At 73.8% G+C, this 16027-nt stretch carries 17 protein-coding genes; 13 read left to right on the top strand and 4 right to left on the bottom strand.

Translation table 11 applies throughout. The features are described from left to right. Window positions 1-169: 169 nt before the first annotated feature. Both ACI792_RS03620 and ACI792_RS03615 read left to right on the top strand, forming a co-directional pair. A complete protein-coding gene (locus tag ACI792_RS03620; protein ID WP_456601366.1) occupies window positions 170-1516 on the top strand; it encodes a M23 family metallopeptidase in 1347 nt (448 codons plus the stop codon). A gap of 149 nt (window positions 1517-1665) precedes the next feature. Further along, a complete protein-coding gene (locus ACI792_RS03615; protein WP_456601365.1) occupies window positions 1666-2622 on the top strand; it encodes a cytochrome c oxidase assembly protein in 957 nt (318 codons plus the stop codon). A 70-nt stretch (window positions 2623-2692) separates the two neighbouring features. Here ACI792_RS03615 and ACI792_RS03610 read toward each other — a convergent pair whose 3' ends face one another. Then, window positions 2693-4291, bottom strand: a complete 1599-nt coding sequence (locus ACI792_RS03610) for an MFS transporter (RefSeq protein ID WP_456601364.1) — start codon at window positions 4289-4291, stop codon at window positions 2693-2695. Between the two features lie 75 nt (window positions 4292-4366). On the opposite strand from ACI792_RS03610, the gene ACI792_RS03605 reads away from it, so the two are divergent. The 4 genes from ACI792_RS03605 (at window position 4367) to serB (ending at window position 8978) form a co-directional block, all read left to right on the top strand. Next, on the top strand, window positions 4367-4876 hold the full coding sequence (locus tag ACI792_RS03605) for a metallophosphoesterase family protein (protein ID WP_456601363.1): 510 nt from the start codon (window positions 4367-4369) through the stop codon (window positions 4874-4876). An 11-nt stretch (window positions 4877-4887) separates the two neighbouring features. After that, window positions 4888-5730, top strand: a complete 843-nt coding sequence (locus ACI792_RS03600; RefSeq protein WP_456601550.1) for a putative RNA methyltransferase — start codon at window positions 4888-4890, stop codon at window positions 5728-5730. A gap of 64 nt (window positions 5731-5794) precedes the next feature. Further along, window positions 5795-7552 carry an aa3-type cytochrome oxidase subunit I gene (ctaD, locus tag ACI792_RS03595; RefSeq protein ID WP_456601362.1) on the top strand — a complete coding sequence of 586 codons (1758 nt, stop codon included), beginning with the start codon at window positions 5795-5797 and terminating at the stop codon, window positions 7550-7552. A 163-nt stretch (window positions 7553-7715) separates the two neighbouring features. Then, the gene (gene serB, locus ACI792_RS03590) at window positions 7716-8978 is read left to right on the top strand and encodes a phosphoserine phosphatase SerB (RefSeq protein ID WP_456601361.1); all 1263 of its coding nucleotides are present in this window, start codon (window positions 7716-7718) and stop codon (window positions 8976-8978) included. Window positions 8979-9089: 111 nt separating this feature from the next. On the opposite strand, the gene ACI792_RS03585 is transcribed toward serB, so the two are convergent. Both ACI792_RS03585 and ACI792_RS03580 read right to left on the bottom strand, forming a co-directional pair. Next, window positions 9090-9656: an isochorismatase family protein gene (locus ACI792_RS03585; protein ID WP_456601360.1), complete on the bottom strand. Its 567-nt coding sequence runs from the start codon at window positions 9654-9656 to the stop codon at window positions 9090-9092. 83 nt (window positions 9657-9739) lie between these two features. Beyond that, window positions 9740-11023: a nicotinate phosphoribosyltransferase gene (locus ACI792_RS03580; RefSeq protein WP_456601359.1), complete on the bottom strand. Its 1284-nt coding sequence runs from the start codon at window positions 11021-11023 to the stop codon at window positions 9740-9742. Between the two features lie 61 nt (window positions 11024-11084). Here ACI792_RS03580 and clpS point away from each other — a divergent pair, with 61 nt between their 5' ends. Both clpS and ACI792_RS03570 read left to right on the top strand, forming a co-directional pair. After that, on the top strand, window positions 11085-11381 hold the full coding sequence (gene clpS, locus ACI792_RS03575; protein ID WP_305998956.1) for an ATP-dependent Clp protease adapter ClpS: 297 nt from the start codon (window positions 11085-11087) through the stop codon (window positions 11379-11381). Beyond that, the gene (locus tag ACI792_RS03570) at window positions 11378-11875 is read left to right on the top strand and encodes a DUF2017 family protein (RefSeq protein WP_456601358.1); all 498 of its coding nucleotides are present in this window, start codon (window positions 11378-11380) and stop codon (window positions 11873-11875) included. The genes clpS and ACI792_RS03570 overlap by 4 nt, the downstream gene beginning before the upstream one ends. Here the strand turns inward: ACI792_RS03570 and ACI792_RS03565 are convergent. Next, window positions 11814-12167: a hypothetical protein gene (locus tag ACI792_RS03565; RefSeq protein WP_456601357.1), complete on the bottom strand. Its 354-nt coding sequence runs from the start codon at window positions 12165-12167 to the stop codon at window positions 11814-11816. The two genes, ACI792_RS03570 and ACI792_RS03565, sit on opposite strands and share 62 nt — an antisense overlap. A gap of 105 nt (window positions 12168-12272) precedes the next feature. Here ACI792_RS03565 and ACI792_RS03560 point away from each other — a divergent pair, with 105 nt between their 5' ends. From ACI792_RS03560 to ACI792_RS03540, 5 genes are all read left to right on the top strand, one after another. Next, window positions 12273-12782, top strand: coding sequence for a Mov34/MPN/PAD-1 family protein (locus ACI792_RS03560; RefSeq protein WP_456601356.1), 510 nt, complete (start codon window positions 12273-12275; stop codon window positions 12780-12782). A gap of 162 nt (window positions 12783-12944) precedes the next feature. Next, a complete protein-coding gene (locus ACI792_RS03555) occupies window positions 12945-13223 on the top strand; it encodes a MoaD/ThiS family protein (protein WP_456582631.1) in 279 nt (92 codons plus the stop codon). A gap of 50 nt (window positions 13224-13273) precedes the next feature. Further along, window positions 13274-14224: a PLP-dependent cysteine synthase family protein gene (locus tag ACI792_RS03550; RefSeq protein WP_456601355.1), complete on the top strand. Its 951-nt coding sequence runs from the start codon at window positions 13274-13276 to the stop codon at window positions 14222-14224. A 167-nt stretch (window positions 14225-14391) separates the two neighbouring features. Next, complete coding sequence (murI, locus tag ACI792_RS03545) at window positions 14392-15216, top strand: glutamate racemase (RefSeq protein WP_456601354.1); 825 nt, start codon at window positions 14392-14394, stop codon at window positions 15214-15216. Next, entirely contained in the window at window positions 15213-15956 is a 744-nt protein-coding gene (locus ACI792_RS03540; protein ID WP_456601353.1) for an MBL fold metallo-hydrolase, read from the top strand. Before murI ends, ACI792_RS03540 begins: the two co-directional genes overlap by 4 nt. Window positions 15957-16027 lie beyond the last annotated feature (71 nt).

The raw sequence follows: 16027 nt of genomic DNA, 5'->3' as shown, positions 1-16027 counted from the left end.
ATGGTCACGCTCAGGTGAGCAAACGGGCGGCGATTCGGTGATCCGGTTCACACAACCGGCCCCTCCTACCCCGTCGCAGAGATCACGAATCCATCACGGCGTGTTTACATGGGCCCCGCTCCTCTCCCCGGGAGCCGCTGTGCAATGTCCGCCGACGGAAGTCAGGTGCATGAGTTCGCTCCACCACGACCGCCTCCCCGAGAGGGGTGCAGCGCCGACCGCCACGGTCGACGCCACGCCCGCTCCGGCCCGCGCCACCCGCGGGTCGACCGAGGAGAAGGCCGCGTCCACGGCCTCGCCGCAGCGCCAGGGGAAGGCGCGCGGAACCGAGGCCCGCAGGACCGAGAACACCTCCCGCACGCGGGCCCGCGCCGCCACGGTGACGGCCGCGGGGGCCACGGCGGCCACCGCCGGCCCGGCGACCGCCACGGCTGCCGAGCCGACGGCGCCGTCCGCGGCGCGGCTCTCCGCGGCCCGGGCCGCGGTGGTGCAGGTCATCGCGGCCAAGGTCGCCGCGGCGGCCGCCGCCGAGGCGCCGGCGCGGCGCCGGCCCACCCCGTACAAGCGGTCGGCCGTCGACGTCGCCGCCCTGGCGCCGGTCACCGACGTCACCGCGCTGGTCGACGCCCCAACCCCCGAGGCCGTCGTCGTCGTGAAGGACGCCCCGGGGCGTCCCGCGCCGGCGTCCGCGCCCGTCGAGCCGGTCGTCCGCGTCCTCGACGCCGAGGAGGCGCCCGACGCGGGAGCGGCCGAGGTCGTGGCCGCCGTCGCGGCGGGCCGCCGAGGCTGGCTGGACCGCCGCCCGCCCGCGGGACGGCGACGGTCCGCGCTCTACCTCGCCGCCGCACTCGTCGGTGCGCTCAGCATCAGCGGCGCGTCGGTCAGCGGGGCGACGGAGGTCGAGACGGCCGGCCACTCGGTCAGCGTCGCCGAGCAGCTCGGCATCGACGCGTCGTCGGTGACGCCGCAGGTCGACGAGGACGACACCTCGCGGCTGCGGGAGATGGTCGCCAGCCGCACCGCCCGGGACGCCGATCGCACGGCCGCCGCGGACGCCCAGGCCGAGGCCGACCGGATCGCCCAGGAGGAGGCCGACCGCGCCGCCGCCGAGGCGGCCCGCCCCAAGGCGGTGCTCCCTGTCCAGGGTGGGCGGCTCACCAGCGGCTTCGGGCCGCGCTGGGGCACGCTCCACGCGGGCATCGACCTCGCCGCGCCCATGCGCACTCCGGAGTACGCCGTCATGGACGGCGTCGTGCTCGAGGCCGGCCCCGCCAGCGGCTACGGCCTGGTGGTCTACCTCCAGCACGAGAACGGCGACGTCACCGTCTACGGCCACATGGACGAGATCCTGGTGACCCCCGGGCAGGTGGTCCGCGCCGGCGACACCATCGCGCTGCTCGGCAACCGCGGTCAGTCCACCGGCCCGCACCTGCACTTCGAGGTGCACGTCGGCGGCATCGGCGGGGAGCGGATCGACCCCCTGCCGTGGCTGCGGGAGCGCGGCGTCCAGATCTGACACGCCGGATCCACGACGACGCCCTCCGCCGGAGCGATCCGGCGGGGGGCGTCGTCGTGCGTGGGGCAGTCGGCTCGTGCCTCGCGTGGAGGTCGGCGCGCGCGGTGGGACAGTGGAGGCGCACGACCGGCCGGCAGGAGGAGATCGCGGTGGAGCACGGGCACCACTCGGGCATGTGGGTCCCGGAAGAGGCGCCGACCTGGGGTCGGATGTTCCTGCCGCACCTGGACCCCTGGTCGGTGCTGGCGTTCCTCAGCATCATCGGGCTCGTCGTCTACCTGGCCGCGGTCGTCCGCCTGCGCCGCTCCGGCGTGGCCTGGCCGTGGTGGCGGACGCTGGCCTGGGTCGGCGGCACCGCCTCGCTCTTCGCCGTCACCGGCACCTGGTTCAACGGCTACAGCATGGTGCTCTTCAGCATCCACATGACCCAGCACATGGTGCTGTCGCTCATCACGCCGCTGCTCCTGCTGCTCGCCGCACCCGTCACGCTGGCGCTGCGCACCCTGCCGCGCGGTCGGGGGGCGGCAGGCGCCCCGCGGGCGCTGCTGCTGGAGGCGCTGCACAGCCGGTTCGCCCGTTCCGTGGCCCACCCGCTGTTCACCGTGCCGCTGTTCATCGCCAGCCTGTACGGCGTCTACTTCACGCCGCTGTTCGACGTGCTCATGTCCAACCCGGCGGGGCACCAGTTCATGCTGGCGCACTTCGTCGTCACGGGGCTGCTGTTCTTCGGGCCGATCACCGCCCAGGACCCGTGGCCGCGCACGCTCAGCCACCCCGGCCGGATGCTCGAGCTGTTCCTGCCGGTGCCGTTCCACGCCTTCTTCGGCGTCGCGATCATGATGGCCGGGTCGCTGGTCGTCGACACCTTCGCCCAGCCGCCGGCCGGGTGGGGCGTCGACCCGCTCGCCGACCAGGCCGTCGCCGGCGGCATCGTCTGGGCCTTCGGCGAGCTGCCCACCGTCCTGGTGCTGGCAGTCGTGTTCTTCTCCTGGGCGCGCTCGGACGACCGCCGGGCCCGCGCGCTGGACCGCGCGGCCGATCGCGACGGCGACGCCGAGCTGACCGCGTACAACGCCCGCCTCAAGGCGCTCGCCGAGCACGGGTGAGGAGCTGGAACGGCCCCCTGCAGGGTCCCGCCGCGAGCCTGCGAGCGGTGGGGGGTGGGGGGGTCCTTGCTCAGCCGACGTGGACGACGGCGTCACCCTCGGCCGGCAGGTCGTCCTTGGTCGCCTTGATGAGCAGCGCCGAGACGACGGCGCCCAGCAGCAGCAGCCCGGCCGCCCACGTGAAGGCCGTGGTGTAGCCCTCCACCTGCGCCGCGAGACCCACCGACGGGTCCTGCGGGTCCGCGCCCGAGGCGAGCACGTCGGCGGTGTAGGTGCTGATGGCGGCGACCGAGAGGGAGGCCAGCACGGCGGTGCCGATCGAGGCGCCGACCTGCTGCGTGGCGTTCAGCATCGCGCTGGCCGCCCCGGCGTCGTGGACGCCGGCGCCCACCAGTGCCAGGTTCGACAGCGGCACGAACGTGAAGCCGAGGCCGAGCCCCAGCAGCAGCTGGCCCGGGAAGGGCAGCTGCCAGAAGCCGGTCTCCAGCCCGACGAACGACAGGGTGAGGAGCCCGGCGGCGGCGAGCACGCCGCCGAGGACCATGAGCGGCTTCGGCCCGACCCGGGGGACGAGCACGCTGGCCAGGCCCGCCGAGACGAACACCCCGAGGGTGGTGGGCAGCGACGCCAGTCCCGCCATCACCGGCTCGTACCCGAGCACCTGCTGGAAGTACAGGCTCAGGAAGAAGAACGCCCCGAGCAGCCCGGCGCCGACCAGCGTCGAGGTCAGGTAGGCGCCGCCCCGGTTGCGGTCGAGGACGATGCGCATCGGCAGCAGCGGGTTGCGGGTCCGCAGCTCCAGCAGGACGAACAGCGCGACCAGCACCAGCCCGCCCACGATGAACAGCCACGCCGGGCCGTCGCTCCAGCCGCTCTCCGGCGTCACCAGCCTCGCGGTGCCCTGGGCCGCCGCCCGGGCGTTGGCCGCGGCGGCCGCGGCGGCGAAGGTCTGCGAGGCCTCGGCCACGCGGGTGAAGCCGTAGACGATCGACGCCAGGCCGAGGGTGACCAGGACGGCGCCGGGGATGTCGTAGCTGGTGTCCCCGGGGGCCCTGCTCTCCGGCACGATCGGGATCGCCAGCACGATGGCCAGCAGGGCGACCGGCAGGTTGACCCAGAAGCACCAGCGCCAGTCGGCGTACTCGGTGAGCACCCCGCCGAGCAGCAGGCCGATGGCCGAGCCGCCGCCGGCGATGGCGCCGTAGACGCCGAAGGCCTTGGCGCGCTCCTTCGGGTCGGTGAACAGGACGGTGAGCAGCGCGAGGGACGCCGGGGCCAGCAGCGCGCCGAAGACGCCCTGGAGGGCGCGGGCGCCGAAGAGCATCGCCTCGTTCTGCGCGACGCCGCCGAACGCCGAGGCGACGGCGAAGCCCGCCGCGCCGACCAGGTAGGTGCGCTTGCGGCCCCAGAAGTCGGCGATGCGCCCGCCGAGCAGGAGGAAGCCACCGAAGGTCAGGGTGTAGGCGGTGACGATCCACTGCTGGCTGGCCGCGCTGATGCCGAGGTCCGCGGTGACCGCGGGCAGTGCGATGTTGACGATCGTGGCATCGAGGATGACCAGCAGGACGGTCATGGCGATGACGCCGAGGGCCAGCCAGCGCTTCTCGTAGGGCTCGTCGGCGCCGGTCGCCGGTCCGCCGCCGGCGGGGGAGGGGAGGGATTCGGTCACGGGCGTCCTCGGTTCGTGCGGAGCGGGCAGGATCGCCGGCCGGAAGAGAACGTAGCGGCCTGCAACCATGTCGTCGTGCCTGTTTCGCTGGTGTTCACCTCCGACACGCACGTCCCCAAGCGCGCGCGTGACCTACCTCATGCGCTGTGGACGGCGATCGACGCCGCCGACGTGGTGGTGCACGCCGGGGACTGGGTCGACGCCGCTCTCCTGGACCTGTTCGAGGCCCGCTCCCGCCGCCTGGTGGCCGTGCACGGCAACAACGACCACGGGCCGCTGCGCGACCGCCTGCCGCTGGTCGCCCGCGCCGAGATCGAGGGGATCCGGTTCGCCGTCGTGCACGAGACCGGCGACGCCAAGGGGCGCGAGGAGCGGTGTGCGGTCCGCTTCTCCGACACCGACGTCCTGGTGTTCGGGCACAGCCACATCCCCTGGGACACGGTGGCGCCCTCCGGGCTGCGGCTGCTCAACCCGGGCTCGCCCACCGACCGGCGTCGCCAGCCGCACGGCACGTACGTGACCGCGGTGGCCGACGCCGGGCGCCTGCGGGACGTGACCTTCCACGCCGTGCCGCCGCGGCGGTGAGCGGGCCGCCGCTGGACCCGCGCGCGGTGGCGTTGCTGGCCTGCCCGGCGTGCGCCGCGCCCCTCGCCGCCGAGCCCGGCGACGCGGGGCTGCGCTGCGACCGGGGCCACGCCTTCGACCGCGCCCGTCAGGGGCACGTGACGCTCCTCCCCCCCGGCCACCGGGCGCCGTCGGGGGACTCGGCGGCCATGGTCGCCGACCGGGTGGCGTTCCTCTCGGCCGGTCACTACGACGGCGTCACCGCCGCCCTGGCCGGGGCCGTCCGCGCGCCCGGGGAGCCCGCCACCCTGCTCGACCTCGGCGGCGGCACCGGGCACCACCTGGCCCGCCTGCTCGACGACCTCCCGCGGGCGGCGGGTGTGGTGCTCGACGCCTCGCGCTACGCCGCGCGCCGGGCGGCGAGGGCCCACCCGGGCGCGGTGGCGGTGGTCGGGGACACCTGGGCGCGGCTCCCGGTCCGCGACGGCGCCGTCGACCGGGCCCTCGTGGTCTTCGCCCCGCGCAACGGCCCGGAGATCGCCCGGGTGCTGCACCCGGAGGGGCGGCTGGTCGTCGTGACGCCCGGCCCGGACCACCTCGCCGAGCTCGTCGGCCCGCTGGGCCTGCTCCGCGTCGACCCCGGCAAGGCCGGCCGGCTCAGCGCGACCCTGGAGCCCCACCTGGCGCGCGAGGGCGGGCGGCGGCACCGCCGGACCCTCTCGCTCGACCACGCCTCGGTGGCGACCCTGGTAGGGATGGGGCCGCACGCGCGGCACCTCACGGCGGCGGCGCTCGCGGCCTCGCTGGCGCGGTTGCCGGCCGCCGTGGAGGTCACGATCTCGGTCGACGTGGCCACCTACCAGCGCCTCCGGTGATCCTCACGGCGCGCCTCACCTGCCCGACCTGAGGTGCCGCACGGCACGGTCTAAGCTGCGAGCCGTGACGATTGCACCGGCGCCCATCGTGAGCCGGCCCAGCCCGGCTCACGTGGTCGAGAAGGGCTCGCGGCTCTCGAACCTGCTGCGGACCACCGACCACAAGACCATCGGTCTGATGTACCTGACCACCTCGTTCGTCTTCTTCATCGGTGGTGGCCTGATGGCGCTGCTGATGCGGGGTGAGCTGGCGCGGCCGGGCCTGCAGTTCCTGTCCCCGGAGCAGTACAACCAGCTCGTCACGATGCACGGCACGGTCATGCTGCTGATGTTCGCGACGCCGCTGTTCTTCGCGTTCTCGAACCTGATCATGCCGCTGCAGATCGGTGCGCCGGACGTCGCCTTCCCGCGGCTGAACGCCTTCTCCTTCTGGCTGTTCCTGTTCGGCAGCCTGATCGCGGTCGGCGGCTTCCTGACCCCCGGTGGCGCGGCGGACTTCGGCTGGTACGCCTACGCGCCGCTGTCGAACGTGGTCCACTCCCCGGGCCCCGGCGCGAACATGTGGTTCGCGGGCCTGGCGGTCAGCGGTCTGGGCACGATCCTGGGCGCGGTCAACTTCATCACCACGATCGTCTGCCTGCGGGCGCCTGGCATGACGCTGTTCCGGATGCCGATCTTCACCTGGAACACGCTGGTGACCAGCGTGCTGGTCCTCTTCGCCTTCCCGATCCTGACCGCCGCCATCATGGGCATGCTGGCCGACCGCAACATGGGCGCTCTCATCTACTCGGATGAGAACGGCGGCCCGATGCTGTGGCAGCACCTGTTCTGGTTCTTCGGGCACCCCGAGGTCTACATCATCGCGCTGCCGTTCTTCGGCATCGTCACCGAGATCATCCCGGTCTTCGCCCGCAAGCCGCTGTTCGGCTACAAGGGCATGGTCTTCGCGACGCTGGCGATCGGTGCCCTCTCGCTCGCCGTCTGGGCGCACCACATGTACGCCACCGGCGCGGTGCTCCTGCCGTTCTTCGCCTTCCTGACCTACCTCATCGCCGTGCCGACCGGCATCAAGTTCTTCAACTGGATCGGCACCATGTGGCGGGGTCAGATGACCTTCGAGACGCCGATGCTGTTCTCCATCGGCTTCATGATCACCTTCCTCCTGGGTGGTCTGACCGGCGTGCTGCTGGCCAGCCCGCCGCTGGACTGGCACGTCAACGACAGCTACTTCGTCGTCGCCCACTTCCACTACGTCGTCTTCGGCACCGTCGTGTTCGCCGCCTATGCCGGCATCTACTTCTGGTTCCCCAAGATGTGCGGCCGGATGATGGACGAGCGGCTGGGCAGGCTGCAGTTCTGGCTGACCTTCATCGGCTTCCACGTCACGTTCCTGGTGCAGCACTGGCTGGGCAACGAGGGCATGCCGCGCCGCTACGTCGACTACCTGGAGACCGACGCCTTCACGACGCTGCACACGGTGTCGACGATCGGCTCGTTCATCCTGGGCGCCGCGACGATCCCGTTCGTCTACAACGTGGTGAAGTCGTGGAAGTACGGCGAGCTCGCGCTGCGGGACGACCCGTGGGGCCACGGCAACAGCCTCGAGTGGGCCACCTCCTCCCCGCCGCCGCGGCACAACTTCGTGGAGATCCCCCGGATCCGCTCGGAGCGCCCCGCGTTCGAGGCGCACTACCCGCACCTCATCGAGCGGCTGCAGGCCGAGGCCCACGTGGGCAAGCGGCACGAGCCCTACGGCGGCGTCAGTGAGCTCGGCGCCACCACCGGTCACCGCGCCGGGCCGAACGACCCCGACCCGACCTGAGGAAGGACCACCCTTCCCCCGCGCCTCGCAGGCTCGGCGCGGGCCCCTGAAGGGTGGCCGTCCAGACCGTCACCGACGCCCCGTCGGCCTCCGGGCCGGCGGGGCGTCGGGCGTCTGCCGTGGCGGGTCAAGGGGCGCAGGCTGCGTGCGGCACGATGACCGCGTGCCGCACGAGCCCACACCCGACCTGCTGCCCTCCCCCGTCGCGACCGCGCCGCGGGCGCTGCTGACCGTCACCGGGGCAGACCGGCCGGGGGTGACCGCCCAGCTCTTCACCGCCCTCGCCGCGGACGGGGACGGGCACCCCGCCGTCGAGGTCCTCGACGTCGAGCAGGTCGTGGTGCACGGGCACCTGGTGCTCGGCGTCGTGGTCGGCGCCCTCGGCAGCGAGGCGATCGCGCCGGTGGGGGAGGAGGAGCTGCTCGACCGGCTCCGCACGGTGGCGCAGGACGTCGAGACCGCGGTGGGCGTCCGCGTGTCCGTGGAGTCGGCCAGCGGCCCCGACGCACCGGTCGCCGCGGGGCGCCCGCACCACGTCATCGTGCTGGGGCGCCCGGTGCCGCCCGAAGCGGTGGCCGGCGCCGCGCAGGCGGTCGCCGGCATCGGCGGCAACATCGACGCGATCCGGCGGCTCTCCGACTACCCGGTCACCAGCTTCGAGCTCACCGTCTCCGGGGCGGAGGCCACCGCCCTGCGCGCCGCGCTCGCCTCGGTGGCGGCCTCGACCGGCGCCGACATCGCCGTCGAGCAGGTCGGGATCGCCCGGCGCAGCAAGCGGCTGATCGTCCTCGACGTCGACTCCACCCTCGTGCGCGGGGAGGTCATCGACGAGCTGGCCGCGCGCGCGGGGCGGGCGGCGGAGGTCGCCCGCATCACCGCGGCCGCCATGAACGGCGAGCTGGACTTCGCCGAGTCGCTCCGGGCGCGGGTCGCGGTGCTGGCCGGGCTGCCGGAGGAGGTGCTGGACGAGGTCCGCGAGCACCTGGTGCTGACACCGGGCGCGCGCACCCTCATCCGGACGCTCCAGCGCCTCGGCTTCCGGTGCGGCATCGTCAGCGGCGGCTTCACCCAGATCACCGACCCGCTGGCCGAGAGCCTGGGGCTGGACTTCGCCGCCGCGAACACGCTGGAGGTGGTCGACGGCCGCCTCACCGGCGGGCTGGTCGGGGAGATCGTCGACCGGCCCGGCAAGGCGCGGGCGCTGATCCGCTTCGCCGAGCAGTACGGCATCCCGCTGGACCAGACGGTGGCCGTCGGCGACGGGGCGAACGACCTGGACATGCTGAGCACCGCCGGGCTGGGGATCGCGTTCAACGCCAAGCCGTTCGTGCGGGAGCAGGCGCACACCGCACTCAACCAGCCCTACCTGGACGCGGTCCTGCAGGTGCTCGGGTTCACCCGGGACGAGGTCCTCGACGCGGTCTGACCGCCCACCCGCCGCCATGATCAGGTTCCCTGATCGTGGCGCGTCCTCCCTCACGGTCGGCGGTGAGGGAGGACACCGCGCGGTGAGGGTGGACGTCGTCGCAGCGGCGTCTCAGGCGGTGCGGGGCGACCCCTCCAGCGCGACGCCGGCGGTGCGCAGCTGGTCCAGCGCCGCCGCGGTGGTCGCCTCGGAGACCCCTGCGGTGAGCGGCAGCAGGACGCGGGTGGCGAACCCCGCGGCGACGGCGTCGAGTGCCGTGGCGCGCACGCAGTGGTCGGTGGCGATGCCGACGACGTCCACCTCCTGGACGCCGTGCCCCCGCAGCCAGTCGGCCAGCCCCACCCCGTCGGCGGTCCCCTCGAAGCCGGAGTAGGCGGCGGCGTACTCGCCCTTGTCGAACACGGCCTCCAGCGGGCCGCGGTCCAGCGCCGGGTGCAGCTCCACCCCGCCGGTGCCGACCACGCAGTGCGGCGGCCAGGTCTCCAGGAAGTCCGGGTGCTCGGCGAAGTGGTCGCCGGGGTCGATGTGGTGGTCCCGGGTCGCGACGACGTGGTCGTAGCCCGCCGAGCGGACGTGCTCGGTGATCGCGGCCGCGACCGCTGCGCCGCCGGCGACGGCCAGGCTGCCGCCCTCGCAGAAGTCGTTCTGCACGTCGACGACGATCAGTGCACGGGTCATCTGTGCAGTGTGCCTTTCCCGGCCCCGTCCAGGGCACCGCCGCGAGCTTGCGAGTGGTCGGGAGGACGGGGCCCTTCTGCCGCTCAGGCGGTCTCGGTCTCCAGCGCCGGTTCCCCGCGGGAGAGCGCCCATGCCTCGGCCGGCAGCGCCTCGCGCACCCGCGCGTGGTGCTCGCGGGCCCGCCGCAGCGCCTCGGGCGGGGTGACGTCGTCGCAGGGCGCGCCGTCCCGGACGAGCGGCACCACCAGGTCGCGGTCGCCCTCACGCGCCTCGACCGGGGAGCTGCTCACCACCTCGGCGGTGGCCGTGCCGTCGGCGGCGTGCCGGCGCACGGCCCGCTTGCGCCCGCCGACGGAGTTCTTGCCCTCGGAGCGCTTGGCCACCGGGACGCCGTCGCGCTCCACCAGCTTGTAGACCATCCCGGCCGTCGGCGCCCCCGAGCCGGTGACCAGCGAGGTGCCCACCCCGTAGCCGTCGACCGGCGCGGCCATGAGCCCCGCGATGGCGTACTCGTCCAGGTCGCTGGTGACGATCACGCGGGTGCGGTTGGCGCCCAGCTCGTCGAGGAGCTCCCGGGCCCGCGTGGCCAGGGTCGGCAGGTCGCCGGAGTCCAGCCGGATGGCGCCCAGCTCCGGGCCGGCCACCTCGATCGCCGTCCGGATGCCCTGCTCCACGTCGTAGGTGTCGACGAGCAGCGTGGTGCCGGTGCCGAGGGTCTCCACCTGGGCGCGGAAGGCCGCCCGCTCGTCGTCGTGCAGCAGCGTGAACGCGTGGGCGCTGGTACCGGTGGTGGGGACGCCGTAGCGCCGCCCCGCCTCCAGGTTGGAGCTCGACGCGAACCCGACGAGGTGGGCCGCGCGGGCGGCGGCGACCGCGGCCTCCTCGTGCGTGCGGCGCGACCCCATCTCGATGCAGGGCCGCTCGCAGGCCGCCGCCACCATGCGGGCGGCCGCCGAGGCGATCGCCGAGTCGTGGTTGAGGATCGACAGGGCCAGCGTCTCCAGCAGCACGCCCTCGCCGAAGGGGGCGCGCACGGTGAGCACCGGGGACCCCGGGAAGAACAGCTCGCCCTCGGCGTAGCCGTCGACGTCCCCGCGGAACCGGAAGTCGGCCAGCCAGTCCAGCAGCCGCCGGTCGGTCAGCCCCTGGTCGCGTAGCGTCGCGAGCTCGGCGTCGCCGAACCGGAAGTGCGGCAGCGCCTCGAGCAACCGGCCGGTGCCGGTGAGCACCCCGTAGCGGCGGCCGTGCGGCAGGCGGCGGGCGAACACCTCGAACACGCAGTCCCGCTCCGCTGTGCCGTCGGCGAGCGCGGCGGCCAGCATCGTCAGCTCGTAGCGGTCGGTGAGCAGGGCGGGAGCCGTCGGCATGGCTCCGGAGCGTAGGCGGACCCCCGGTCGCCGGGGCGGACGACGTCCTAAGCTGGGACCCGTGGCCGGACCGCTCGCCCCGACCCGGGCCCCCGAGACGACCGTCGAGGAACACGGAGACCTCGACCGGCCGTGGGTGACCGTCGTCTGGAACGACCCGGTCAACCTCATGACCTACGTGACCTTCGTGCTGCAGGAGCTGTTCGGCTACGACGAGCCGACCGCCACCACGCTGATGCTCCAGGTGCACCACGAGGGGAAGGCGATCGTCAGCTCGGGCCCGCGCGAGCGCATGGAGCACGACACCAGCCGGCTGCACGCCTACGGGCTGTGGGCCAGCTACCAGAGGGACTCGTGAAGCCGTTCCGCGCCAAGGGCGGCCACCTCGTGGCCCGCCTCGACCGGGCCGAGGCAGGCATCGTCGGGCTGCTGCTCGACCAGCTGGAGCAGCTGCTGGCCGCCGACCGGGCCGACAGCAGCGGGGACCCGGTGATGGACCGGCTCTTCCCCGCGGGGCACCGCAGCGACCCGGCGCTGGCCGAGGACTACCGCGGCCTCACCAAGCAGACCCTGCGCGGCGGCAAGGCCGACGACCTGGCCACCGTGCGCGCCACCCTGCCGGCCGACGGGGGGGAGGTCCGGCTGGACGACGAGCAGGCCGGTGCCTGGCTGCGCACAAGCAACGACCTCCGGCTGGCGCTCGGCACCCGCCTGGACATCAGCGAGGACACCGAGCCGCCGGAGGAGATCGTGGACGAGACCGACCACCAGCTCGCGGTCTACTACTGGCTCACCGCGCTGCAGGGGTCGCTCGTGGACGCGCTCGTCGCCGGTCGCGCCGGCCGAAGGTGAGCAGCACCAGGGCGGCGAGCAGCAGGTCGAGGACGAAGAGCACGTAGACCATCCCGTGCAGTTCGACGTCGGCCAGGATCGCGCCGACGGTGGAGACCAGCACCAGGGCCGAGGCGGCGAGCAGCAAGAGCAGCAGCACCGCGCGCACGACGACGATGACCACGACGGGGCCCCGGTCGCCCGGGTGCGCGGCGCTGTAGCCGTGGTGCCGGAACAGCCCTCGCACGCCCATGACCAACGCCGGCAGGGCCAGCAGCACGACGCCGGCGGTCAGGAGCAGCGGGACCCACACGACGCCGACCGTATCGGTCCCGGCTCGTTCCCCGGCGGCCACCCGGCGGGCCCCGGCCGGTCACCCGGCAGGGGGGCGTCCCGGGGGCGATCGGGGAGCGGCCCGGTGGGCACGCCTAGACTGGCCGACGTGCTGCGCATCGACCGCGCGACCTACGACGCCATCGTGGCCCACGCCCGGAAGGACCATCCGGACGAGGCCTGCGGCGTCGTCGCCGGACCGGAGGGGACCGACCGTCCCGAGCGCTTCGTCCCCATGCTGAACGCGGCGCGGTCGCCCACGTTCTACGAGTTCGACAGCGCCGACCTGCTCGCGCTCTACCGCGACATGGACGACCGGGACGAGTGGCCGGTCGTCGTCTACCACTCGCACACCGCCACCGAGGCCTACCCCTCGCGCACCGACGTCGGGTACGCCTCCGGCCCGGCCGCCGACCCCCGCACGCACTACGTGCTGGTGTCCACCCGCCACCACGGTCCCGAGACCGGCCTGGCCGGCGACGACGTCGAGTTCCGCAGCTACCGGATCGTCGACGGGGAGGTGTCGGAGGAGGAGGTCGAGATCGTCGAGTCCTACCTGTTCGGGCACTCGCCGACGACCGTCGTCTACGACTGAAAGAGGGCCCCGTCCTCCCCGCCCCTCGCACGCTCGGGGCGGTGCCCTGGACGGGGCCGTCCCGGAATGCCCCGCGGTGAGCGGGCGTTGCCCGGCTCAGATGCACCACCGCTGCCTCTGCAGCGCCCCCCAAGACAGACACGTCCCGAGGAGAACCACGCCATGGCCATCGAGGTCCGGATCCCGACCATCCTCCGCACCCACACCGGCGGCAGCAAGACCGTCGAGGGCCAGGGGGACACCCTCGCCGCGCTGATCGACGACCTCGACAGCAAGCACTCGGGCCTCAAGGACCGCCTCGTGACCGAGGAGGGCAAGCTGCACCGCTTCGTCAACGTCTACGTCAACGACGAGGACGTGCGCTTCACCGGCGCCCTGGACACCCAGGTCAAGGACGGCGACTCGGTGACGATCCTCCCGGCGGTCGCGGGCGGCTGCTGAGCGGCGCCCCGCTCCCCGCCCCTCGCCCCCGTTCCGGAAGAGCTCACCCGATGGCCCGCTTCGCCTCCCTCGTCGACTCCCTCGGCGGCACCCCGCTCGTCGGGCTGCCCAACCTCTCGCCGACGCCGGACGTGCGGCTGTGGGCCAAGCTCGAGGACCACAACCCCACCGGCTCCATCAAGGACCGCGCCGCGATCAAGATGATCGAGGCAGCCGAGAAGGAGGGGCTGCTGCGGCCCGGCTCGACCATCCTCGAGCCGACCAGCGGCAACACCGGCATCTCGCTGGCCATGGTCGCCCGGCAGCGCGGTTACCGGCTGATCTGCGTGATGCCGGAGAACACCTCGATCGAGCGGCGGCAGCTGCTGGAGATGTACGGGGCGGAGATCATCTCCTCGCCGGCGGCCGGCGGCTCCAACCAGGCCGTCGCCATGGCCAAGGAGCTCGCCGCCGAGCACGACGACTGGGTGATGCTCTACCAGTACGGCAACCCGGCCAACGCCCAGGCGCACTACGAGGGGACGGCGCCGGAGATCCTCGCCGACCTGCCCTCGATCACCCACTTCGTCGCCGGGCTCGGGACGACGGGCACGCTCATGGGCTGCTCCCGCTACTTCCGCGAGCAGAAGCCCGGTGTGCAGGTCATCGCCGCGGAGCCGCGCTACGGCGAGCTGGTCTACGGCCTGCGCAACATCGACGAGGGGTTCATCCCCGAGCTCTACGACGCCGACCTGCTGGACTCGCGGTTCTCCGTCGGGCCGGACGACGCCATCCACCGCACCCGCCAGCTCGTGGAGCGGGAGGGCATCTTCGCCGGCATCTCCACCGGCGCGATCCTGCACGCTGCGCTGGGCATCGCCGACAAGGAGGTCGCGGCCGGGCGCCGGGCCGACATTGTCTTCATCGTCTGCGACGGCGGCTGGAAGTACCTCTCCACCGGCGCTTACGCGGGCACGCTCGAGGAGGCGACCTCCGCGCTGGAGGGCCAGCTCTGGGCCTAGAAGGACCACCCTTCTCCCCACGGCTCGCACGCTCGCCGCGGGCCCCTGAAGGGTGGCCGTTCCAGCACGTCGCCGCGCTCGCCGCGGGCCCCTGAAGGGTGGCCGTTCCAGCACGTCGCCGGGGGTCGGCGGGACCGTCGGTGGGGGCCGCTAGCCTGACCGGCGACATGGGGACGCAGCCAGGAGCCGACGCGCCGATCGGCATCTTCGACTCGGGCGTCGGTGGGCTCACCGTCGCCCGCGCCGTGCTCGACCAGCTGCCCGGCGAGGCCGTCCGCTACATCGGCGACACGGCGAACGGCCCCTACGGCCCCCTGCCGATCGCCGAGGTGCGCCGCCACTCCCTGGCGGTCATGGACGAGTTGGTCGGCAGCGGCGTCAAGATGCTCGTCGTCGCCTGCAACTCCGCCAGCGCCGCCTCCCTGCGCGACGCGCGGGAGCGATACGACGTCCCGGTGGTCGAGGTGGTCCTGCCCGCGGTCCGCCGGGCGATCGCCGCCACCCGCAACGGCCGGATCGGCGTCATCGGCACCCAGGCGACGGTGACCAGCGGCGCCTACGACGACGCCTTCGCCGCCGCGCCGCAGGTGTCGGTGACCTCGGCCGCCTGCCCGAGCTTCGTCGACTTCGTCGAGCGGGGAGTCACCAGCGGCCGGCAGCTGCTGGGTCTGGCGCAGTCATACCTGGACCCCCTCATGGCCGCCGGCGTCGACACCGTCGTCCTGGGCTGCACGCACTACCCGCTGCTCACCGGCGTGCTCTCGGTGGTGCTGGGGGACGGCGTCACGCTCGTCTCCAGCGCCGAGGAGACCGCCAAGGACGTCTACCGCGTGCTCACCCGCGCCGACCTGCTCCGCGATCCCGCGGCGCCCTCGCCGCGGCACGTCTTCCTGGCCACCGGCGACCCCGAGCCGTTCGCCCGGCTCGGCCGCCGCTTCCTGGGGCCGGAGGTCGGTGCCGTGCTCGGCGCCGGGCGGGCGGGTGCCGCGTGAGGCTGACCGTCGTGGGGTGCTGCGGCAGCGGGCCCGGTCCCGACTCGCCCGCGTCCTGCTACCTGGTGGAGCACGACGGGTTCCGGCTCGTCATCGACCTGGGCAACGGCTCCTTCGGGGCGCTGCAGCGAGTCGCGGACCCCGCGTCGGTGGACGCGGTGTTCCTCTCGCACCTGCACGCCGACCACTGCCTCGACATCGCCCCGTTCGTCGTCTGGCACCGCTACTCGGGCGGCCCCCGGGGGCCGCTGGTACCGCTCTACGCGCCGGTGGGCGCCGAGCGGCGACTGGCGCTGGCCTACGACGTGGACGGCGACGGCCTGACCGACGTCTTCGACTTCGTCCCGGTGGGCCCGGGGACCTTCCGCCTGGGCCCCTTCGACGTGGAGCTGGCCCGCACCGCGCACCCGGTCGAGACCTACGCCATCCGGCTGACCGCGGGCGGGCGGTCGCTGGTCTACACCGGCGACACCGGCCCCTGCGAGCGGGTGGTCGAGCTGGCCCGCGGCGCCGACGTGCTGCTCGCCGAGGCGGCGCACCCCGACAACGCGCCCGAGCAGCCGCCGGGTCTGCACCTCACCGGGCGGCAGGCCGCCCAGCACGCCGCGGCCGCCGGCGTCGGCCGCCTGCTGCTCACCCACATCCCCGCCTGGGTCGACCACATCGGCCAGCTCTTCGCCGCGAGCTCGGTGTTCAGCGAGACCGAGCTGGTCACCCCCGGCGCCACGTACGAGATCTGAGGAACGACCCTCCTTCGCAGGCTCGCGGCGGGCCCTCGCAGGGGCCGGTTGCCGGATGGCCGTGATCGCGG

It is taken from the genome of Blastococcus sp. SYSU DS0669 (assembly GCF_054050895.1).
The sequence above is the reverse complement of the archived record's forward strand: the minus strand, read 5'-3'. Positions and strand labels throughout refer to the sequence as shown.